The organism is Sphingobacterium sp. UBA3549 (genome assembly GCF_002376635.1).
In the GTDB taxonomy this organism is placed as follows: domain Bacteria; phylum Bacteroidota; class Bacteroidia; order Sphingobacteriales; family Sphingobacteriaceae; genus Sphingobacterium.
Genome location: NZ_DFOE01000015.1, coordinates 1 through 23007 on the forward strand (window position 1 = coordinate 1; position 23007 = coordinate 23007).

A 23007-nucleotide genomic window follows, 5' to 3' on the forward strand; every position below is an offset into this window, starting at 1 on the left:
AATAAATTTGAGACAGCTTCTTCTATAAATTTTAATGAGCATATTTCAACGGCCTATTTAGGGACTAATTCTTCAGTATATTATCAATTTTTTGGGTGATATCTACCAGATCAAAGGGTTTTGCGATAAAACCATTGGCCCCTAAGCCGCTTGCGATCTCTGGTCCATCCACGCTCGCCGAAAGCACGATGATGGGGGTATCTTTAATTTCGGGTGTGCTTCGGATCATCTTGATCAGTTGATCGCCGGAAATTATTGGCATCCAAAGATCCAATAACAATAGGTCCGGCTGATGAGAAATTAATTGCTTCGTCAGGTTGGTACTATTTGATTCGCATATGACATTAAATCCTTCCATATCTAAAAAAAGTTCGAGCATTTCGAGTATCCCTCGGTCATCATCACAGATCATTATCTTTTTAGTCTGCATATTTGTTAGTTATTGTTTACAATGGGTAATGTAAAATTAAAAGTAGATCCTTCCCCCAGCTCACTTTCTACCCACAATGTACCGTTGTGATTGACAATGATCTCGTGCGAAACGTAGAGACCAATGCCCAAACCCGGAAACTTTTTTTGTATATGGCTGACGCGGAAAAATCTTTCGAAAATCTTTAATCTGTCCTGATAGCTTATTCCCATACCGTAATCTCGCACAGAGACCTTTACAAAGTTAGCAACCCTATGAATACTAACTTCAATTTTCTTAGATTCTGGCGAATATTTAATAGCGTTTGATAGCAGATTATTGAGTACTTGGATAATCTGTAGTTCATCACCCTCCACGATACTATCCGAACTGCCTGAAAAATGAATATCAGCGTCAGGCACGGCCAGTCGCATACTCTCTACGGCGTCTTGAATCGTCTTATCGATCTCAAATGGTTCCATGTGCAGTTCCAAATTTCCAGATTGAATTTTAGAAGTATCCAAGAGTTTGGCTATAAGCAGGTTTAGCCGGTCGATATAGGATGCTATTTTATCTAATGTAGAAATATACTTTGGATCTGTATTTTCGACACTGAGCCGCTGTACAATCTGAAAAAGCCCCTTAATCGTTGTCAGTGGCGTTTTGAGCTCGTGGCTTGCGATAGACAAGAAATCATCTTTACGTCGGTCTTGCTCTTTCTTTTCAGTGATATCTTCGATCGCGATGAGGATCCGGTCTTTGTATTTGCCTTCAAATTCAATGCGGTAGGCATTCAGCAACATCACTTTTCGCCCAATATAAGGGAACGTATGATCCACTTCATAATCGATCACTGGATTATTGGTAGGCAGTATCTGTGTAAGCATTTCCTTTAACGATGCAATATCCCATTGCTGGTTACCCAAGTCAAATAACTGCTTTCCTACAGTTTCCTCTGTAGTGACTTTAAAAGAGTTTAAGAAATGCTTATTTGCGCTCAGAACATCATAATTCGCGTCTAATACCAAGAGACTCTCTCTAACTGTTTCAATAATACTGGATAAAAAACTTTCTTTGTCCTGAAGTTCTTTCGTCCTCTGCTGTATTTTGAGCTCGACATGTGACTTTTCTTCACGAAGATCGTGTTCTGCTTTTTTTCGATCACTGATATCATTTTGAACACCGATAAAATGTGTCACCTGTCCGTCTTCGTTTTTCACGGGGGAAATAAAAAGTTCGTTCCAAAAAAGGGTTCCGTCTTTGCGGTAATTACGAATTTCGATTTTGCACTCTTCACCCCGCAGAATCGCTTCTTTGATAATTCTACGTTCTTCTTGCGAACGATCTTGCGCTTGTAAAAAGCGGCAGTTGTGACCTATTATTTCCTCTTGTGCATAGCCACTGATGGTTTCGAAAGCTTTGTTACAATAAATAATAGGGTTGTCATGCTGCAAATTGTCTGTAATAATAATTCCCGAATAGGCTGAATTCAATGCTTTTAGATAAAGATCTATATCATTGTTCTTGTTCTCACTACGTTGCTTTGCATTGCTGTTTCCGGAAGGATTTTTTCTCATATACTATAGTATACCATGCTTAACCATGGTGCGCGAATTTAATTTTAAAATTCGAAATTAAATGGAAAACTGCAATAACTAATTTGAAATACCGTATAAATGCGGGTGACGACAAAGTTCGTATTGGCACTGCAGAGTAAACTTGAAATTTAACATAACCGATGGGCGGGGCTGAGTAGATTTATGATATTTAATAAGTTTATATGAGTTTTGTTAAATTGTTTATTTTTAGTTTTTTATGTTTAAAAATATTTTTGATTTTAACCGTTGATAATTTTAATTCTATTTCCTTATTGTCGGTCTAGGAATGTCGAAAACCTCTTGGAGACCTTTGTCATGCACTGCCAGAGTGTTGCTATCGTGTTATATTCGTTTTATGAGCAATCCTATTTGAAAAATTATCTAAAACATGAGCCGTACAGCAAATAAATTGAAGGGAATATTTCTTTATAAATATCATATTGTATTGATGTGCAGTGATATGTGTTTTTTATATATACTAAAGGTGTAATATGTGAATTAAGCTGTTGGGTTATTGAGAATAAAAATTATTCCTAAACATAAAGACCTTCTGTATTACGTGACAAGGCAAGTGGACAAGCGGCCAAGGGGTTGAAGTTGGGGGCTAATTTAAAAAAGACATCATAACGTCTTTCTGACGGATTAAATGTAGTTGATGTATGGCGGATATATAAAAAAAGTGCAACGGTTGCCCGGTGCACTTCGCAAGAAGATAAATAGATATCTCCTTGTGTGTTTACTTAATTATGCGATACGTACGTTAACTGCGTTAACACCTTTTTTACCGTTTTCTACATCAAATGTTACACTGTCATTTTCGCGTACTTCGTTGATTAATCCTGATACGTGTACGAAAATGTCATCTCCACCAGCAGCTGGAGTAATAAAACCAAATCCTTTTGTTTGGTTGAAGAATTTAATAGTTCCTTCTTGCATTGTTTTATATATTATATTAAAGTATTCTATAAATAAATTCGCGTTACGATACGGATATCTTAACCCTATTCAATCGATTTGTTTGCAAGAAATGATGTTTGTAGTTTAATGTGCTTGGGTATATTCAAGTTCAAAAAGGTACTTCACCTATTATTTTGACAACAAAAATTGCTTCTGAAGATGCGAAACTGAGCGGGAAGTGTTATAACTTTTCGATTTCAGAGAAGCAAATTGAGCCGATTATCTTCCAAATATAACTATAAAATATTATTAAACATAGTATTTATGAGCCTATTATTAAAATGAATGAGTAATTCCGCGATTAGGCCATTCTAAAGTAGGTTTTACAGACAAAATAAATTTGCACATCCATTTTTTTAAACTTGATATAGGAAAGCATTTATATTCATTCCAGCACCTACCGAAGCAAATAGGATGATATCGCCTTCATGTATCGATTGATCTTCAATCTCGCCTCGTTTGATGAGATCATATAGTGTCGGGATGGTTGCGACGCTACTGTTTCCCAAGCTATGGATAGTCATTGGCATGACATCGGCTGGGACCGTCATATTGTACAATGCGTAAAATCTTTTGAGAATGGCTTCATCCATTTTTTCATTGGCTTGGTGGATCAGTACTTTTTTTATCGCTCTGATATCGATACTAGCATTTTGAAGGCAAGTTTGCATGGCCAAAGGAACTTTGCTGAGGGCAAACTCATAAATCTTGCGTCCCTTCATCTTAATATATCGCGTTTCCGTATGCTGCTCATGCTGGTATGAAGGTCCAAAATTAAGGTAGTCGGATTCCTCAATGGCGTACGTTGCACTTTCAAAGGCCAAGAGGCCACGGCTGTCATGGGTTGCTTCGACAATTACCGCGCCGGCACCGTCTGCGTAAATCATAGAATCTCGATCAAAAGGATCAGTCACACGTGATAGCGTTTCTGCACCAATAACGAGACAGCGCTTTGCCATCCCTGATTTGATAAAAGCATTGGCATGCAGAACACCCTCATTCCAGCCGGGGCAACCAAATAATAAATCATAAGCGACGCATTTGGGATTGCTGATACCAAGTTTTTTCTTCACTCTGCTCGCTAGGCATGGTACTGTATCTGACTGGATTTTACCATATGGAATATCACCATAATTGTGGGCTAAGATAATATAGTCTAGTGTTTCTGCATCAATACCCGCATCATCAATGGCAAGTTGACCGGCTTTAAAAGCTAGATCGGAAGCGACTTGGTTAGCATCGGCGTAGCGACGCTCTTCAATTCCGGTAATTGCTTTGAATTTTTCGATGACTAGTTGAGACTGTTTAAATGGTAGCCCGTTCTCATCCAAAAAAAGATGATTTTTAAAGTAATCGTTTTTAATGCGATTTGATGGGACGAAGCTGCCCGATCCGATGATCTTAATATTCATAATATTTTCCTTTGTAGGCCTTGAACGGATTTAAATACTGTTAACTACGCTGATTTCTTGTGATCGCTACAGGCATATTTCTAACGTTTTATTTTTTATCGTTATTAATATACTAAATATTGTCGGAATGGGACTAATTTTGTCTTGAACACCATTCTAATAGGGGCTTGTATAAAGATTCCATATCTTTGTTTTTATTGTCTTTATAGCGGCTAAACAATTCGGCGTTAAATTCATCTGCTTTAGGAAATCCTTTTTTGTTCACCATCATATCATTGACGTTTTCGACAATCTGTCCAAATAGATCATAATCTTCGCCAAATTTGTCATAACAATACAAAATGAATAGTCCCCAAGTTAGGTATTCGTCGAACACTTTGACCGGACTTGGGTAATGGACTGTACTTTTATTCGATGCATCTATCCAGAATTCCCGGTTGTTAAATATGGTATCAATCTGTTTTTTATTTTTTTCACTCAGAGGTCCGACGTAGTTATGGTCTATTTCTGTGAAAATGATCCGGGTATTTATTGCTTTCTTAAATTTGGGACTCCAAGATTCGTCTTCACGAAGCGTGGGCAGAAAAAGTAATATTTCTTTGAATCCTTTATATTTGAAGGTGTGTGTTGCATTCATCCCGGCAATGAGGGGCGATGTCAATATACGATAACTGTTGATTTTGTAATTGAATCTTTTTTCTAACCATTCTTTCTGTTCGGCAATGGAAGCATATTCTTCATAGGCGGCGCGAAGACTATCGTAGTAGGGTTTATGCTGTTTATAAAATGCCCGGTATCCAGATTTTCTAATAAACTCTTCCAGTTCTTTTTTATAAGCCGGAATGGGGTTTGATTTGATCTGGTAATTTCCAACTCCTTTTGCCGGAAAAATATAGATGTTCGTCGGTATTAGTTCATCGTCTTTGAACTTGAAGCCATAAACATTTGCTGCTAAAAGAAAATAATTCGTTAAATTCTCTCGCAGTTGTTGGTCAAATTTCTTCACTATAGGTAGATCCGAAAATGCCGTAAAATGTGATTTGACCTCTTCAAAATATTCGGTATTCTGTTTGGTCATGTTTGGATTTTCTTTTCCAAAGTCCGTTATTGAAAAGATAATATAAACGAGTTCCTGTGCTTCATTGATTTCCACAGTTGTCTTGCCATCGTTATGCGCAATATAGGCATTGCTAAAATCCACCTCGCGTTGTTGACATAGGGCCAGATTCCAGGTTAAGATAAAACTTGTTAAAACTAAAATTAGATTTCTTTTCATTGTATTGTTGCTTTTACACGATTATTGACGGTATACCTTCCATGCTTCAGCCTTTATATGCCCGGCGGAGTTGTAAACAATTATGGATTCTCATTATTATATGAAATATTCCACCATGCAATTATAGGGAGATTTCTGCTGTCTTTTAAATAAAATTTGTTCAAGTAAGAATGAATTGCGCGATGTGGAGTGCTTGTGTATCTGGTTTTTTTAATTTAATATTGATTTTAACTTAATATTGAAGAAATCTTGTGCTTTTAATTTTGACATCGCAATGGAACATGTTCAGCCAATCAAATCTTCCAATCAGAAAAGTTTTAATATCGTATACGATAAGTACCATCGACAGATCTTCGGTTTTGTACTCAAGCGTACGCAATCGGACTATATCGCACAGGAGGTCACACAGCTGACCTTTATTAAACTCTGGAACCAAAGAGAGCGACTTGACGATCAGCTTAGTATCTTGGTACAGTTATTTGGGATGGCGCGGCAGGTGATGATCGACTTATTGCGTAAAGAGGCAACAAGGTTTAAATATGAGGGACAGGCCGCTGCAACTCCTTTTACAGACAGCTTGATCCGTGCGATAGAAAACAAAGAACTTTTGCGTATGATGGAAAAGGATATTCAGAACATGCCCAAAATGCGTCGTAAAGTTTTTGAAATGAGCCGTAAGGAAGGTCTTTCCCATAAAGAGATTGCGGCCCAATTTTCTATTTCCACAAAGACGGTGGAACAGCATATCAGTAAAGCACTTCTTCAGCTCAAACAACATCTTTATTCCATCATGCTCTAGGTTCGGCAACTTTAAATGTCGCTTTCCTATATTAAATAATTGTTAAGCACTAAGGGATGTCGTGCCGACCTGCGTAATAGTAGTATGAAGCATGACGAAAAGCAGCATCAGATTAAAAAGCAGATCTGGAAAATGCCCTTCGTGGTAGACGAAATTTTCAAGGACGAGGAATGGGGGCAATTTGATAGTACAGCGATGGAGGACGTTGTACCCACAGATGCGATGAAATCGCAGATTCAAGATGCCATTCAAGACGAGGAAGATGCACAGGGTCGCAAGGTTTTACGGCGGTATCGGTTGATCAAGATGCTTCGATACAGTGCTGCGGCGGCAATTATCGTTTTCTTTCCCTTCCATTTTGTCACATGGTGGACGCAAGATTCAGTTCCGCAGCCTTTTGAACAGCTGTCTGCAGCTAATCCGGTTGTAGAAGCTACAGATATGGCGTGGATTTCGAAAGAAAATAGAAATCTCCAGAGTATAGTTCTAGATCTACCTGATGGATCTCATGTGCGTTTATTCGCACAAAGTCAAATTCGCTATGTGAAAGATTTTGCTGACAATGCCCGCGACATTGAACTTGTGGGTAAAGCATACTTTGATGTGGCTTCAGATCCAAAACGTCCATTTTCAGTACTTGCCAATGGTACTAAAACGACGGCGCTCGGTACATCCTTTACGATTAATACCAAATTAAAACATCAAACTGTGACTGTTGCACTGCATACCGGTAAGGTGCTTGTTTCGTCCCTGAGCGATCATTTCAAAAACGTGTTTCTGGATGGCCCAGGTCAAAATCTGACCGTTTATAAAGGCGGAACAACCCGATTGGACGCCGTGCATAAAGAAAAACCAATAAAAGTACCAGACTTCGCTGTACCTGATTTATTAAATCTTAAAAACACGCCAATGTCCGCTTTGATATTGGGTTTAGAAACAGCATTCAAGAAGCAGATTCATTTGGGGGACAAGAGTATAGCGGCTATTCACTATACTGGTGAGATTGATGTACAGCAAAATTCCTTGAAAGATATCTTGACAACCATCTGTCTAATCAATGAATTGCGCTTTGTCGCCAATGCGGACGGCAGCTACACGCTTTACAAGCAGGAAAATACGATTACCGAACATCTAAACAATTAACAAATATGCTCAGAAAAACAAATCCGCAAAAAAGGAATCTGCTTATTTTTGCATTGCTTACAGCTGGACTTACCCAACTTCATGCACAGCAGCAACAGGTGAAAGGCGCTGTTCAAAATGAAAAGGGCGAGTTCCTCCCTGGTGTCAGCGTAAAAGCTATTCAGGTCAATGGAGGCTCTAGTGTGATCACCAGTACGAATAGCCAGGGACTATTCCATTTTCAGAATTTAGTGGAACATGTTGGTTATCAATTTGTGTTTTCGGCTGTCGGATTTCAGTCCGATACGCTTTCGGGTTATGTCATTGAAGCGAGAAAACCGTTGTCCCTGAATGTAAAGCTTCAGCGAGGCTTGGTTAAATTGGATGAAGTTGTGATTGGTTATGGTCGTGTGTCCAGAAAAGATCTGACAAGCTCGATCACCAGTGTTAAAGCGGAAGATGCGAATGTTGGTGTATTTACCTCACCAGCACAGATGCTGCAGGGTAAAGTTGCGGGGCTAACCATTTCGACAAATAACAGTAACCCCAATGCCACGCCTTCTATTAGCCTAAGAGGTGCTTCAACCTTACGCAGCGGTGAAGCGATGGAACCTTATTATGTAATCGATGGTGTCCCGGGCGCATCGCTGGCCTTGGTGGCGCCAGATGATATTGCCTCGATCGACGTGCTGCGCGATGCCTCAGCGACCGCAATTTATGGCTCAAAAGCGGCCAATGGCGTTATTATTGTCACAACTAAGCGCGGGAAATCAGGGCAGACCAACATCAATTACAACGGTTATCTGGCGATCGATAAGGTGGCTAAGCATTATGAGATGATGAATGCTGCGCAATATAGGTCCTATGTCAATGATAATGGGTTTTCGATGGAACCAACGGACGACCTGGGGGCAGATACCGATTGGCAAAGAACGGTGGAGCGGACAGGGGTATCGAACAACCATAATATATCCATTCTTGGCGGTGCAGAAAAAACACAGTATAGCATTAGTCTCAATACCATCAAAAACAATGGGGTTATCAAAGGGACAGATATGGGGCGTCAGATTGCTCGAGCATTTTTGCAGACCAAGGCACTTAATGACCGGTTGACGGCGTCTTTCAATATCAACGCAAGTATCACCAAGCAGAATGATGTACTCGCTTTGGATCAGGGACTCAGTGTATATGATGCAATGTATTATTACCTGCCTGTATCGCCGATCCGAAATGCCGATGGCTCCTGGTTTGAAAAACCCGACCGTTCGCAATATGCCAATCCACTTTCCTTAATTGAGGAGAATACAAATTTTTCTAAAACAAAGGTCCTTCAGGCACATGCCAAACTGGGCTATGAGATCTTGCCCGGGCTGACCTATAATATTGATCTTTCGATGCAAAATAGGCAGTTCAACAACGCGCAATACTACGCGATGTCTTCAATGGCTGCACGTGGCCAAAATGGCAAATCTATCCGTGCCGCAGTAGAAGATGAACGGAAAGTGATGGAAATGAACCTGAGCTATGAAAAGACATTTGCCGGAAAGCACAAAGTAGCTGCACTGGCCGGTTATTCATGGGAGGAGAACAACAATAACGATGGCTTTCAATTGACGACCTCCGATTATTATAACGATGATTTAAGTTACTATAACCCTGGGATGGCGAATGTAGTTGATTTGTTGGGCTTTGGGAACTATTATCTTTCCACCTTGCGTATGATATCTGTTTATGGCCGGGTGAATTATGCTTATAACAGTAAATATCTGCTACAGGCGACCGTAAGACGTGATGGATCTTCGGCTTTTGGGTCCAACAATCGTTGGGCGACATTCCCTTCGGTGTCTGCAGCATGGCGCCTGTCGGAGGAATCATTCATCCGTGAAAGCGGAATTTTTGATGATTTGAAATTACGTGCGGGTTATGGTGTGAGCGGCAACTCGCTGGGTTTTGATGCTTTTACTGCGCAGTCTGTTCGCGGTGCCTCATCCAAGTTTTTCGATTATGTCAGTGCCGATGGTCAGGTAAGCCCATTGCGCACTTTGATGGTGCTTCGCAATAGTAACCCGAACCTCAAATGGGAAACCACCAGCATGATTAATCTAGGCTTGGATTTCGGGTTGCTGAAAAATCGCCTGACAGGATCTTTGGAGGTCTATAAAAAGAAAACAAGTGACCTGATTTATGATTATCAGGTAAGCAAATCGAAATATATCTATCCGACATTGACGGCCAACGTCGGGGAAATTGAAAACCGCGGGATCGAGCTTACTTTAAATGCAAAGGCGATCGATAAAGAACATTTCAAATGGAATACCGGCTTGGTGCTATCGCACAATACCAATAAGGTGGTGAGCATTGCTAACGAGCAGTTTACCCAGGATTATATCGAATTGTCGGATCTAGGTGGGGCTGGACAGACCAATGTTTTTCAGCAGAGGCTGACACCAGGAGCGCCTATCGGTCAGTTTTATACCTGGGAATGGGCAGGCTACAACGATGAAGGCGTGTCGGTATTTTATGTTCATGATGAGAAGACTGGAGAACGTACCGGCGAAACGACCACCACACCACAGAAGAAAGATCAGGCTGTGACGGGAAGTCCACAACCCAAGTTGACATTGGGTTGGAACAATAGTTTTTCGTATAAGAATTTTTCTTTAAACGGAATGTTTCAAGGTGCTTTTGGACAGAAAATTATGAATGCTACCCGAGCGCGTAATTCCAACGTTGTCGGTAACGCAGGACAGAAAAACGTGCTTGCGAGTGTCGTGGAAACCGAGCGCATGACGGATATCAATGCGCATTACCTATCCGATCGTTACCTGGAAAATGGAAGCTACCTTCGTTTGGCTTATGTTACGTTGGCCTATACGATACCGATGAAAAATATACCGATTAAAAATCTAAGGGTATATGCAACGATGAATAACGTGTTTGTACTGACGAAGTATAAAGGAATTGATCCCGAGGTGGGCTTGGGAGGCTTGACACCGGGAATCGATAACCGCCAGACCTACCCACGCACACGTACGTTTATGTTTGGCCTTAATTTTAATTTATAAGACAGCGCTGTGGGATGGAAAACTTCTTATCGAAACAATCCTGTTGACATAAATGGAGTATGCCACACGGCCTATAGAACAAGAAATAATTTATATGAAACCAACACTATTTATTCGCTTATTTACTTTATCAGCATTGAGTTTTTCGCTGGGATCTTGTACCGATCTGGATGTTGATATAAAATCACAGCTGACGGAATTTCCAGATTCGGAACGTGCAGCTGAGGCAATTCTTGCTGATGTATATGCAGCTTACCGTGGCGCAATGGGGCGCGATCATTGGATGGCCCAAACACTCTCAGCAGATGAGGCCGTGAGTGTTTCCATGGGGACAGACTGGTTTGATGGCGGCCGATACCGTGAATTTCATGTGCACAATTGGAATGCCGACAACGGCCTCTTACCAAGTATCTGGAACGATGCTTCCACTGGAATAACCTTAGCCAATAATGCCATTGAATTATTTGGGGAAGATAAAGAAAAGCTGACGGCACCCGCCCGTGCCATCCGTGCTTATTATTATTTTATACTGATGGATAATTTTGGTGCTGCACCGTTGATCACAGGGCCTGTTGATGCCGTTCCTGCACGTTCAAGCCGTGCTGAAATTTGCCGTTTTATTGAGACCGAATTGCTTGCGGTGAAGGACTTGCTGCCGACCACAGTTTCTGTAGCAACCTATGGAAAAGCAACGAAATATATGGCCGAAGCATTACTGGCCAAGTTGTATCTCAACTGGGCTGTTTATACGGCTGCGGATGTAGCCAATTACAATCCAAGTGCACAAAATGAAAAATTAAATGATGTAGTTGCGATGTGCGATCAGATTATTTCCTCGGGACAGTTTAATCTGACAAGTCACAAGTTTATGGCCAAATTTCGCCCCGATAATGGTTATCAGGTAAAGGATTTTATTTTCGCCATACCTTACGATCGCGAAAAACAACAGGGTATGACCTATTCACGCTTTTGGATACATCGCAGTGCGCAGAATCAGTTTGCCACACTACCTCAAAGTGTTGGGGGAACTTTTCGTGTATTACCAAGCTATTTGGAGAAATTTAATCTGGAAGGCGACGAAAGGAATGCTTCATATATCGGTGGTAAGCAATATTATTGGTCAAATTATGTAGAAGATAAGACTCGTCCTTTTCTGATCAGAACTTCCAAACGCGGCATAGATCAGGATTATAATGCTGCAGATGCAGATGCGCAGTTTGATTGGCAGCTGGAGACCACGAAAGAAATTACGTTGCGTTCGGATGGCGCGGCCACGCTCAATGTGGGTAATGACCAAAAGGGGCGCTCGATGGGGTACAGATCCATTAAGTTTTATATGGACGTAGCCGTTACCTCAGCCAATCAGCGGAATCAGAGCAACGATGTACCGGTATTTCGCTATGCCGATATCCTGTTGATGAAAGCGGAGGCTATACTCCGTGGGGCTGCTGCCACCAGTGGTCAGACTGCACAATCCCTGGTTAATCAGATCCGTACCTATGTCAATGCACCTGTACTCACGGCAGCCCCAGATCTGCAAGATGTATTGGATGAGCGTGCAAGGGAGTTTGCCGACGAGTCCTGGCGTAGAAATGATCTGATCCGTTACGGAAAATTTGAAGATAACTGGGGATTCCGATCGCTGTATCCTGCCGGGATGAGCGAGAAGTTCCGTCGTATTTTTCCCGTACCAACAACTGTATTAAACGTAAACACCCACTGGCAACAGAATCCTGGTTATTAAAATCTATTGATGAAACGCAGAACTTTTATGAAAAATTCCCTGGGCACGGCGATTACAGCCGGCCTGGGCGGAATTACGCTCAGCAGCTTCGGCCTGACAAAACCCACGCAACTTGAAAGCGAAGATATACGACAGCATTTAAAGCCCAAAGATGCTTATGATCTTCATTTTATGGCTGTAGGCGACTGGGGACGCAACGGTGCTGACCATCAGTTGGCCGTAGCAGGACAGATGGGCCAATGGGCCGATCAGCACCCCAATGACTTTATCATTTCTACCGGTGATAATTTTTACCCCTCCGGCGTGGTCAGTGAGCATGATCCCTTGTGGCATTATTCGTTTGAAAATATCTATACCGCATTTTCGCTGCAATGGGACTGGTATCCCATTTTGGGAAACCACGATTATAAATCAGATCCCGATGCGCAGGTGCGCTATAGCGGTATCAGCAGGCGCTGGAAGATGCCTTCGCGTTATTACAGCAAGACATTTGCGCTCAAGGATGGGGAAAAGGTCCTGATGGCTTTTATCGATACCAACCCGATGATTCCTGAATTTTACAGTAACAGCGAGTATGGGCCACATGTTGCGGGACAGCAACCCGAGAAACAGCTCGCCTGGCTGGATCAGCTACTGGAAAATTCGGATGCACATTGGAAAATTGTTATCGGCCACCATCCCTTGTATACGGCAGGACCGCGTACAACGAATTATGACACGCTGGCCGTGCGAAAGGTCCTGGAATCTATTTTTGAAAAGCGGGAAGTTGATATATACCTTTCTGGACATGAGCATTCCCTGCAGCATTTGAAAGTTGAAGGCAAGAAGTTTCATCAGTTTATCTCGGGAGCAGGATCCGAAATAACCCCGGTGAAAACAGATTTACCGTATGGCCGTTTTGCGAAAGATCAATACGGGTTTTTCTATTTCTCGGTCAATAGTGGAGAAATTGCTTGTCAGGTTATCAGTCATGAGGGTATAGAGCTGTATCGGACGGTGGTTACAAAAGTATAACCCAGATTCGTACCTGCTTCGTACCTTATTCGGATGCGATACAGATATTGTACAGGTACTGAACAGATATCGTCCAGACCCTGAACAGGAATTATCTGTTCGGAAGCTGGTCAATAATGGTTGCAAGTCTGTCCATCTCCGAAGGTGGTACGAACACAATACGAAGACAATATGAAGACATTAGCGTTCGAGATAAAAAACACACAGGCTAGCCTGCGTTAAAAAAGAAGCCTTCATCGGACGCCTTTTTTGAGCGTTAGATGAAGGCTTCATATTTTTGTGTTAAATAGATATGCTGCAGGACTTAGCTGCGAAAAAGAACACAGCGAGCCATACAAGTCCTTTGGCCAGAAAGAAGAGGAATGCTCCAATTCCGGCACGCTTAAGCCATTTTGATTTTTTATCTTTTTGCTCCATTTAAGGAATTAAACACTATCGCTCTTGTTTTAGTTTGCACTGGCAATAGGAGTGAATACTTCGCCAAAGTTATAAAAAGTTTGGTTAGCAATCTCCACTGCGCGATCATAAGTTGACGGATCTTCGGAATATTTGTTTAATACCGTTGTAAAACCAGCCCACATATCACGACTATTTTCGCCATAACCTTCAAAGAAGGAAGTTCCTTTGGTAACGCCATATTTGTTGAGCATCTGTACGATGTACGGACCACCCATGATTGAACCTTCCAAAACATATAATGATGCAAGTGCTTCCTGTACATTTGCTACTGCTGGAGCATTTGCTTCAGGCAGGTTATCTACATTACCACCCAAGGCTTCAATATCACTTTTGATGTACGATGAATTACGGCGTTCGGCCAAATCTGGCAATACTTCTGCGGTTACAAAAGGAGCGATGCTATCTTCTACAGCGCGGAAATAAGCATAAAAGCCTTTTAATACTTCAGCATAATCTGCTTCAGAACGAATATTTTTCAATTGGCGCACGATCGTTCCTTCTACGTTTTGGTGAGCTGCGTGCGTTTGCTCTTTGATATGTTGACTTAACATGTTTCTGTTTTTATTTATAACGATTCTATACAAAGATTTGTATTTATTTTCACAAATTTATGCTGTTTTCTGCTTTATCATCTATGAAAAATGGTTTTAATTTAAACAAGAGTATGACAAAATTCAGCTGTAATAGTTTCTTACTTTAATTTGAAATTTGTTTTGAGTAGCAAATTTTCTTCTGCTGGCAAGGGAAAATAAGTAGCGGATGAAATTGCCTTGATACGTTGGTCTCTGGCAATATCTTTTAATGCCGCTCCAAGCCAGGCTTCCTTTGGATCCCCGGGATGGCGGGAGGTATCGACCGGAGCTAAAGGCAGGTCTACGGGTATGCCGTCAAAATAATCCGACCAGCCATCGGCATTTCGGATAAGAAATGAAGCCAGGTAAATATCGAAGGCTCCTACACGTATGGAAAAAAATCCGACGGGTTTGCCAAAGGTTTGCTGGCCGATGAGTCGCAGCGGAAGATAGGGTTTGAAACTGCTAATCAAAAGCTCACTAGCCGAAGCTGTACGATCAGAGACAATACAGGATAACTGCTGCAAAGAATTGAAATGCCCCTTTTTGATAAAGTAATGTGTATTGGCTTTTTCACTATAATCTACATCAGCCATTGTCGCGGGGCGTCCTTTATATTGGACCACTTTGCCACTGGCATCCAGATAGGGTTGTTTAAGGAGTAGTTTTGCTCTGCCTTGCTGCACATTCGGATGAAATTGCTCGCTGAACATAACTTTTTTATCCAGTCTGGCCGGGCTAATGAGGTTGGCTAGATATTCGGCTGTTTCCACATAACCGCCACCGTTATGACGTAGATCGAGGATTAGATGAGTAACTTGCTGCTGTGCGAGTTCGGCCGCAAGTTGATCCAGTTCGGCCTTCACTGTCTGGAGCTCTGGAAAAGAGGGGATGTATACATAAGCAATCCGTTTATTACCTGCGGTCCAGTAAGACAGGTGTGTCGCATACCGATAGGGGGTGGTGGTACTTGCCATGTGACCGCTACTTTTCTTTTCAGTCCGACGGCGTTCCAGATACGAATATTTGGGCTTATTGGGAATGGTTGACCATTCATAGGGCTTATCATTCTTGCGCAAGGCGTATTGGCTGAGCGCAAAAAGTTCACGTTCGTAGGCTGTTTGCTCAGGTTCTATTTGGGCATATTTTGCCCGCGGATCAAAAGTGGTATACGAAGGGAGAGATTCCTGCCAACGGTAGAGCTGTTTGGCATACAGGTATATAGAATCGAGTGTGAGTTCTTTTTTTGTTCCTGTTTTTGGACTAATAAGTTCATCGGGTGAAGTCGCTGTTCTGCTGTTTTGCTGGCAAGCCGAGATAACGGCTGTAATAAAAAATAGACCAATTATTTGGCGGAGTAGACTCATTATTTGATGCGCGTTTTATCCTTTACACTTGTAGCTGATCGGATACAAATTATATAATTATCTGAAATTTAATACTTTTTTGCTTTTTTATTTAATATAAAAGCCTAATTTTGTGCCAATTTATTTAATTTTTGATACCTCCGCTGCTGTGGAGTACTCAAATGTCCCAAAGCTAGTCCCTTTGGGATTTTTTATTTTAGGGCAATACTGGCCGCTCGGTCTTGGTCGGTACGCTCGATAAGCTCTCCAAAAAAGCCACGATATTTTCCTGTTCTTTACTGCTCAATCGGACGTTTTGAATATGCGGCGATAAGGTGCCATTGATCTGTTGTCCTGATTTTTGGGGCATGCCCTGACTCAGCAGGTTGATCAGTTCACTTAAGCTTGCAATACTACCATTGTGCAGGTAGGGTGCAGTATGGACTACATTGCGCAGGCCCGGCGTACGAAATTTACCTTTGTCTGTTTCCAGTCCTGTTGCCTCAAAGCGACCATTGTCCAAGGCACCTTTGCTGGTAACAGCATAACCCAGGTTATGAAAATCGAGATCGGTAAAGAAGGCACCATTATGGCAGTTGATACATTTCCCTTTTGTGCGAAAGAGATGGAGACCTTCAAGCTGTACATCATTTAATGCCTGGTAATCTCCTTTGATAAAACGGTCGAAGGCGGTTTCACCACTGCTAATTGATTTTGAATATGCTGCTATAGCATCCAGCAATCCTTCGACGGTCATCGTTTGCGTAGTATAAGCCGCTTCATATAAACGAAGGTATCCAGGTATAGCTTGCAGCTTAGCGGGTAAAGCAGTCGTATTTCCGCCCATTTCGATCGGGGAGTTGATGGCTTCGGTGATCTGCTCTCGATAAGTCTTTGCGCGGCTATCGTGGAAGAGTTTGCCTTCCAGGTACCAGACATTTTCCATGGAAGGTGTATTGCGGTGATGCAGGGCCATGCCATCTGCCGTTGTTTTTTGGTCGATCCAGTAGGTGTCCGGATTATGACATGAAGCGCAAGTCTTCATGCCATTACCGGTGCGGGGGTCGAAAAATAAGGCTTTGCCAAGTGCTACAAGCTCGGCCTTATCTTTCGATGGGTTTTCGGGTATAGCGGCCAGTTCACGTACCTTGATATTGTTGTACCAAGCGGCGGCTGGCCATTGTGCTGCCGACTTACTATATTGTTGGCGTAAGGTTTCTTCTGGCAAAGTCGGAGCTGTAGGCTCTTCTGGGACAGAAGCGCTCTTGCTGCAATTGCATAGTACCAGTGCCACGAAGCATGCTGCGATCAATTGCATTCCGTGATAGCGAAAATACGCGGGCAAAAATATCGTAGGCAAGGCGTTAATTAATTTAAAGTGATACTAAAATCACCTTCTGACAATAACTTCCCGTTTTTATCCATCATCTTCAAGGATTTAATTGCGTTTCCCTGTACAGATACGGGAATGGGTAGCTTTATCGTCATCGCTGCAACATCAAAGACTACATTGTTGATAGTATATTCGTTATTGAGGTTATCAATCGCTATAAAATGGTCAAAATCTGCCTTGAAATAAAGTTCATAAGTCTCTTTACTATTTATGTTCAGCACCAGGTCGCCGCCCTTTTTGCCAGTATAAAACATACCTTGCCATTGTATGACGTTGTATAATGTTGGTAAGAATACTTCAAAAGCATCGGTGAGCACCGTGTAGCGTCCAGAGATCAGTTTGATGTGGTAGATGCCAGGTCTAAGATCTTCTGGAGTGTTGAATTGTGCGATAAAAGATGTTGGAGGTTGAGAAAAAGAAAGTAAGGTTTCTTTTCCATCCTTATCGACCAGATAGCCCTTGGTTTGCGCCTCGTCTGGCAGGATATTTTCTCCTCGTACTACAAAATTCTCATTTTTTGGGTAACTAAGGTAATATTTACCTTCGGCCAGATTCATTTTTGCCTGTATCAGAGGCTGGTTGTACTGGAATACCAATGTATAATTTTTGCTGGATCCGTCCTGTGCCCGCACAGTATAGGTAATTGGTTTGTCGGATTGTAACTGTATTGCTGTCCCAGATGCAGGAATAATTGTCGCTAATTCCGAAATTTTAATCGTAGGCGTAATGCTTTCGGGCTGCTCCACCAGGGGTGGCCAATATAAGATAATCTGGTCATTCACGATGCTAGCTGATAAGGTTTTACCATCAGCGTCCTGAATGCTAAAGGATTCGATGTCATTGTAGGGTAAGCTGGGGTATTCGGTTTTACAGGACCAGCATGTTAATGCTAGCATAAAAATAGCTAGAAATTGAAAGTTATGTATTTGTTTTTTCAAAAATGAATGTTGCATAATTTTTTTTGGTTAAAAAATCGTTATGCGGATGATGATTAGGTTATAAAGATCCGCAACCCATCCACCAGGTTGCGGGATCTTCTATTCATTAAAATAGGAAAGACTATAGTGCCTTAACTTCGATATTGATATCTGCTTTTACCTCTAAGCCAGTAATATTTCTTTGGCTGACATTGCTGAAGTTAAGCAGTTTGACTGCATATTTAGCGCCTGTTCCATCATTAACTAATACAGTTAATGGTTGGACAGCTTCGTTTCCATGAGTAACTGGATCGTAGGCATACCATTCGTTATTACCTTGCGATGATACTGAAGTCGCAGTTGCCCAATCTGCCGCTGTAACGGAAGAGATGTCTTGTGTTATAGTTCTGATTGAATAGCCTGGATTTGCTTTGATTGAACCATTTACATGGCTAAAGAATGCGACCTGGCCGGAGGCGCTTAAGCTTTGTGCTCCTGTAGCAAGATTTAAATAAACTGCTGGCCAAGTTGATGCTGCGGCAGGACTCCACCATTGGCCAACTACTGTGTAGTTGCTGTTTGCTTTAGCTTGCTTTAAAGCCAAAGGAGCTGTTGCTGATTCTGTTGTTGGAGCTGCTGCCCATACTGCTGCCGATAGCACAGTCACGGCCATCGCTGATTTTAAGATAGTTTTGATGTTTGAGTTCATGTTGAGATCTCCTCTTGTTTTAATTTATTTAATTTTGATGCCACTATGGCATACTGTGGATGCTTGTTTATATTTAAGCCTATCGTATAATATCCTATAGTGACAGGCTCAAATTTTATTACAGTGCTTTAACTTCAATAATAGCATCTGCCTTCATCTGAGTTTCACCATTAATTACCCTTTGCTGTATATCGGAAAAGTTGTTAAGTTTTAATGCATACAGTGCGCCAGAAGGGTTTCCAACTAATACAGTAATTGGTTGTATTGGCCAAATACTTATAGTCGATAGGTCAAACTCATACCATTCATTATTTCCTAATGAAGATACCGGCGTTCCAGATAGCCAGTCGTTTGCCGATACAGAAGAAATATCTTGCATAACCGTTCTAAGTTCAAAACCTGGATTAGCACTCAACGTTGCATTAGCAAATCGAGAGAATACGACTTGACCATTATAATTCAAACTTTGGCTACCCGTTGTAAGATTTACATAAACAGCTGGCCAATTATTTACACCTACAATATTAGCCCATTGACCAACTACAGTTATATTATTGGATGCTTTAGCATGTGAGAGTGGTAAAGATTCCGTTAACGGAAGTTGTTTTGGCAATACAGCATATACTGCTGCCGATAGCACAGTCACGGCCATAGCAGATTTTAAGATAGTTTTGATGTTTGAGTTCATGTTGAGATCTCCTCTTGTTTTAATTTATTTAATTTTGATGCCACTATGGCATACTGTGGATGCTTGCTTATGATTCCGTTATTGTACTTGGAGATAACTGTGTCTTTACAACATCGGCCCAGTCTTTAAATTGGAACTTAACCTGTACGTTTTCAAATGTTCCCGTCGGAAGATCTGCAGGTAATGAAACTGTCATTTCTGTTCTCGTGTGCGACTTGATAATCAATGGATAATCTTTGCCATTGAGTGTCATAATAACGGCTGTAGGATCTAAAATCACTTTATCTAAGTTGGCTTTAATAGTCCAATCCTTATTTTTTGCCAAATTTAGTCCCAATAAGCTAACAATTACATCGGGTTGGCGATATGTAATCTTGAGCGGATTGGCCAATGTAACAGTATGATTTAGATTGGTTACCTCAACATCATAGGTGCCTGCCAAAATATCGGATGGAATGCGATTTTCTCGCTCAGTTCCCGTGTAGGATAGTTGATAAGTACTACCCGATACTTTCAAGCTATTGGGCGTAGACATCTTATAGCGTACTTTAGTTTCTTGATTAATAAGTGCAATACTTACCAATGAAGGATTGGTATGCATAAAGGTTCCATTAATCGCCGGGAAACCAGTGCCAGGACCTTTTGTAAGGATAAGAGACGAAGTTGTATAAAACTGAGCCTCAAAAGTCGGTGTGCTTTGTAATTCAATCTTTAAGCTATAAGTTCTAGTGGTACCTGTAGCGGACTTTACGGTATACGTCTGGTTCTTTTCATCTGTTTTAACAGGTAAAATTTCTTCTGCAATACTGGCTCCATTGGAGAGTGTAATGCTCGGATCTATCACCAATAAACCATAGTAGTAGGGGACATATACGGTAATGGTATTGGCCTCATTGTCGACGGCTCCATAAATAACTTCGTCATTGGGGAGGTTGGTGACTTTGTATTCCAGTATTTTGTCTGCTGGAAGTAAGGCTAATTCTTCCGTTTTGGTGCAGCGGGTTAGCAGCAATCCTACAAAAAGGAAGCTTAAGATGCTGTATAATCTTTTCATGTTAGTTTAGTATCTAATAAGTACGCTATACTTATTTTTTTAGTTAGCAATTGTAAATTTGGTACTGCCAGCTTTGGCAAGTACATATTGGAAAGAAAAGTAGGGTGTAGGCGAATTTGTATACCAATCCTTCGAATCGAGCAGATCTTTGTAGATACTCTGCATTTTGATCTTGGCGTAGTTTCCATTCGCCGTACGGACAACTAGGGTATGCCCTTCTATAGGCCAGCAGACGTGTTTTTTGTTTTCAGCACCCCCGCCTTTGAACGTACCGTTAAAATCATACAGATACCAGCCCAAGCCTTCTCCAAAATCACCGGAGTTATCAGTACCATATGCTTTTTCACCTTTGCGAAACTCGGCGTCTGAAGGGATATCGATTACATCTTCAAACTTTTTCTCGACAATCAGGATTCCGCCTTTGCCTGGGCCACCTTTACCAAATCCGTTTGCTGTATTGTTGCAATTGATAAAACTGCGATATATTTCTGAGCAAGAAATGTCCCATCGTGCAGTTAGTTTATAATCCGACGTCACAGCTTTGTTCTGTTCCAGGCTGTAATATATTGGTGATTGCGCCGTGGTTGGTGCACTTCCAGCAGGTAAGTCTTCTCCAAAATTCTTAACAGTAATCAAGCGGTTGAACATAGCTTCTGGTGCAACAGGATCTGGTTCAGGCTCTACTACTGTGGGGTCGCTTTTGCTACAAGACCCCAACACAATTAAAAATGCCAGTACCGGTATGAATTTTAATAGGTTGCTGTGTTTCTTTATTTTCATTGTTACTAGTTTTTTTTGTTAGTCAATACTTTGTCCCTTTTCTATACATGCAGTAGGGCTGTTAGTATGTTATTTTTATTTAAATTTATTCTAAATAATAGTAAAGATAAAATCTTTTGCTGATAAAGTGTGTATGAAAATTGGTATTTAATATATTTTTTTCGGTTTTTGATTGTTGGTTAACAAAAGCAGCTGGAATTTTAACCAGCTGCTTTTGTTAATGCTATTTAAATTCTTGGTAATCGATGGAGTAGAAAACATAGTTATCTGACGCCATTGCTTTATTTGGTGTCTCATTGGAATATACGCTGTTGACTTTAAATTTAAAATAAGGCTTTCCATCTTTTGAAAGAATAAACGTACGGTCTTTAACAGCTATAACATGGTGTGTTGTCATATCGTAACCAGCCCATCCAATAGCAGTAGGAGTTAATGCAATACCAGCTTTGTTGTCAGTCAATGTTGCAAATTGATCCGCTGAATTGACAGTCTCATAAGCTTTATCTATATAAGACAGTGTAAATGATTTTGCAGTGTTTGCGATCACATCCATGACGCGTTGTTGTGCGATTAGGGTTAATGGGGCATCAGCAGTTTGTAGCCCATCGTTCTCCTTAAAGTCGAAATAATAGGTTTGCGCTGCAGTTGTTGTTGCTTTTCCATCTTCACCGATTGTAAATTGTTTAAAGTTACGAAGTGAATAGGTATTGCCTGTACGCTTGATTGTTCCTTGTGTATTGATGGTTTTGGAAACCTTTGTTAAATCAACAGTTTCACCGTCTTTGACCATAACCTTAGCTTGGTATTCCGGCTCGACTTGCTCCACCTTATCATCATCCTTACTACAAGAAGTAAAACCTAAACTCAATGCACATAGCAGTGCTGCTGTTGTAAATAATCTATTCATCTTTAATTTAATTGTGTAATTTTTCCTTATTATAATGTGTTTGTATTTAAATATTTACTGCCATCCTGCTGTACATAATATTTAAATGTGTAGTATGGGGCAGGCCAGTTCAGGTTGGTTACCGCCGCTGGATTTCCTTTATAGGCATTGATCAGCTGTAATTTGGCATATTTGCCATCGGGTAAGCGAATCGCATAGGTACGATTGGGGAGCGCCTGCATAATATGGGTGCTCAAACTATAACGAAACCAGCCATCCGAACCATCGGTTGCTGCCCAGCCAATTTTGTTGACTTCACTTTTGTTAAACTCTTCATCCGAAGGGGCTACAGTGACACTCTGATAGGCTTGTCGTAGTAAAACCACAGCGGTATTGTTGACTTGACCGCCATAACCTGGATTGTATTCATGCTGGGCATTGTTCACATAGATCTCCGAATTGTAAGGACCTGTAAAGGCAATATCCCAATCTTTTGTTTTAAGCCACTGCGCTGAATCAGCTTTGGTTTTAATCCATATTTGCTTTTGGTCTTTAAAACGAAAAAGAAACGTAAAAAATGGTCTTTGCTCTTTTCCTTCAGTACCTTCACCCATGGCTGCATCGGTATCGCCAGCAAGATCTTTGATCAAGGTACTTTTGCCATCTTCTAATCCGATAGTATAGTCTTTGTCTTTCCCACAGGATACCACTGTCAATAACAATAGTGCTGAAAAAATACAACGGCCAATCTTCTGAAAGGAAAGCCAGATGCTACATTCTCCAATAATCATTCGAATCGTTCTCATC

The 23007-nt window shown here is 41.2% G+C and carries 20 protein-coding genes; 5 read left to right on the forward strand and 15 right to left on the reverse strand.

Annotation, left to right across the window (positions count from 1 at the left end):
- Positions 1–64: 64 nt before the first annotated feature.
- The 5 genes from B2W36_RS08105 to B2W36_RS08125 all read right to left on the reverse strand — a co-directional run bounded on the left by B2W36_RS08105 (position 65) and on the right by B2W36_RS08125 (position 5652).
- A complete protein-coding gene (locus B2W36_RS08105; protein ID WP_209579874.1) occupies positions 65–430 on the reverse strand; it encodes a response regulator in 366 nt (121 codons plus the stop codon).
- A 5-nt stretch (positions 431–435) separates the two neighbouring features.
- Positions 436–1986: a PAS domain-containing sensor histidine kinase gene (locus B2W36_RS08110; protein ID WP_293881294.1), complete on the reverse strand. Its 1551-nt coding sequence runs from the start codon at positions 1984–1986 to the stop codon at positions 436–438.
- 765 nt (positions 1987–2751) lie between these two features.
- The gene (locus B2W36_RS08115) at positions 2752–2943 is read right to left on the reverse strand and encodes a cold-shock protein (protein WP_046676064.1); all 192 of its coding nucleotides are present in this window, start codon (positions 2941–2943) and stop codon (positions 2752–2754) included.
- Positions 2944–3320: 377 nt separating this feature from the next.
- A complete protein-coding gene (locus tag B2W36_RS08120; protein ID WP_293887383.1) occupies positions 3321–4376 on the reverse strand; it encodes a 3-oxoacyl-ACP synthase III family protein in 1056 nt (351 codons plus the stop codon).
- A 133-nt stretch (positions 4377–4509) separates the two neighbouring features.
- The gene (locus tag B2W36_RS08125) at positions 4510–5652 is read right to left on the reverse strand and encodes a DUF4932 domain-containing protein (protein WP_293887385.1); all 1143 of its coding nucleotides are present in this window, start codon (positions 5650–5652) and stop codon (positions 4510–4512) included.
- Positions 5653–5926: 274 nt separating this feature from the next.
- Between B2W36_RS08125 and B2W36_RS08130 the strand changes: the two genes are divergently transcribed.
- The 5 genes from B2W36_RS08130 to B2W36_RS08150 all read left to right on the forward strand — a co-directional run bounded on the left by B2W36_RS08130 (position 5927) and on the right by B2W36_RS08150 (position 13396).
- Positions 5927–6451: an RNA polymerase sigma factor gene (locus tag B2W36_RS08130; protein WP_293887386.1), complete on the forward strand. Its 525-nt coding sequence runs from the start codon at positions 5927–5929 to the stop codon at positions 6449–6451.
- A gap of 84 nt (positions 6452–6535) precedes the next feature.
- Entirely contained in the window at positions 6536–7594 is a 1059-nt protein-coding gene (locus B2W36_RS08135) for a FecR family protein (protein ID WP_293887387.1), read from the forward strand.
- A 5-nt stretch (positions 7595–7599) separates the two neighbouring features.
- The gene (locus B2W36_RS08140) at positions 7600–10638 is read left to right on the forward strand and encodes a SusC/RagA family TonB-linked outer membrane protein (RefSeq protein WP_293887389.1); all 3039 of its coding nucleotides are present in this window, start codon (positions 7600–7602) and stop codon (positions 10636–10638) included.
- Positions 10639–10732: 94 nt separating this feature from the next.
- Positions 10733–12382, forward strand: a complete 1650-nt coding sequence (locus B2W36_RS08145) for a RagB/SusD family nutrient uptake outer membrane protein (protein ID WP_293881316.1) — start codon at positions 10733–10735, stop codon at positions 12380–12382.
- 27 nt (positions 12383–12409) lie between these two features.
- Positions 12410–13396 carry a metallophosphoesterase gene (locus tag B2W36_RS08150; RefSeq protein WP_293887391.1) on the forward strand — a complete coding sequence of 329 codons (987 nt, stop codon included), beginning with the start codon at positions 12410–12412 and terminating at the stop codon, positions 13394–13396.
- Positions 13397–13842: 446 nt separating this feature from the next.
- Here the strand turns inward: B2W36_RS08150 and B2W36_RS08155 are convergent, their stop codons facing one another.
- The 10 genes from B2W36_RS08155 to B2W36_RS08200 form a co-directional block, all read right to left on the reverse strand.
- On the reverse strand, positions 13843–14406 hold the full coding sequence (locus B2W36_RS08155) for a biliverdin-producing heme oxygenase (protein ID WP_293881320.1): 564 nt from the start codon (positions 14404–14406) through the stop codon (positions 13843–13845).
- 140 nt (positions 14407–14546) lie between these two features.
- A complete protein-coding gene (locus B2W36_RS08160) occupies positions 14547–15794 on the reverse strand; it encodes a S41 family peptidase (protein WP_293887393.1) in 1248 nt (415 codons plus the stop codon).
- A gap of 196 nt (positions 15795–15990) precedes the next feature.
- Positions 15991–17133 carry a cytochrome-c peroxidase gene (locus tag B2W36_RS08165; protein ID WP_293881324.1) on the reverse strand — a complete coding sequence of 381 codons (1143 nt, stop codon included), beginning with the start codon at positions 17131–17133 and terminating at the stop codon, positions 15991–15993.
- Positions 17134–17141: 8 nt separating this feature from the next.
- Positions 17142–18119, reverse strand: coding sequence for a hypothetical protein (locus B2W36_RS08170; RefSeq protein WP_293887395.1), 978 nt, complete (start codon positions 18117–18119; stop codon positions 17142–17144).
- 106 nt (positions 18120–18225) lie between these two features.
- The gene (locus tag B2W36_RS08175) at positions 18226–18792 is read right to left on the reverse strand and encodes a hypothetical protein (RefSeq protein WP_293881328.1); all 567 of its coding nucleotides are present in this window, start codon (positions 18790–18792) and stop codon (positions 18226–18228) included.
- A gap of 118 nt (positions 18793–18910) precedes the next feature.
- Positions 18911–19480, reverse strand: a complete 570-nt coding sequence (locus tag B2W36_RS08180; RefSeq protein ID WP_293881330.1) for a hypothetical protein — start codon at positions 19478–19480, stop codon at positions 18911–18913.
- Between the two features lie 67 nt (positions 19481–19547).
- The gene (locus tag B2W36_RS08185) at positions 19548–20534 is read right to left on the reverse strand and encodes a hypothetical protein (RefSeq protein ID WP_293881332.1); all 987 of its coding nucleotides are present in this window, start codon (positions 20532–20534) and stop codon (positions 19548–19550) included.
- Between the two features lie 39 nt (positions 20535–20573).
- Positions 20574–21314, reverse strand: coding sequence for an HmuY family protein (locus B2W36_RS08190; protein WP_293881334.1), 741 nt, complete (start codon positions 21312–21314; stop codon positions 20574–20576).
- Positions 21315–21537: 223 nt separating this feature from the next.
- Positions 21538–22221, reverse strand: coding sequence for a hypothetical protein (locus B2W36_RS08195; RefSeq protein ID WP_293881336.1), 684 nt, complete (start codon positions 22219–22221; stop codon positions 21538–21540).
- 29 nt (positions 22222–22250) lie between these two features.
- Positions 22251–23006, reverse strand: coding sequence for an HmuY family protein (locus tag B2W36_RS08200; RefSeq protein ID WP_293887396.1), 756 nt, complete (start codon positions 23004–23006; stop codon positions 22251–22253).
- Position 23007: the final 1 nt, after the last annotated feature.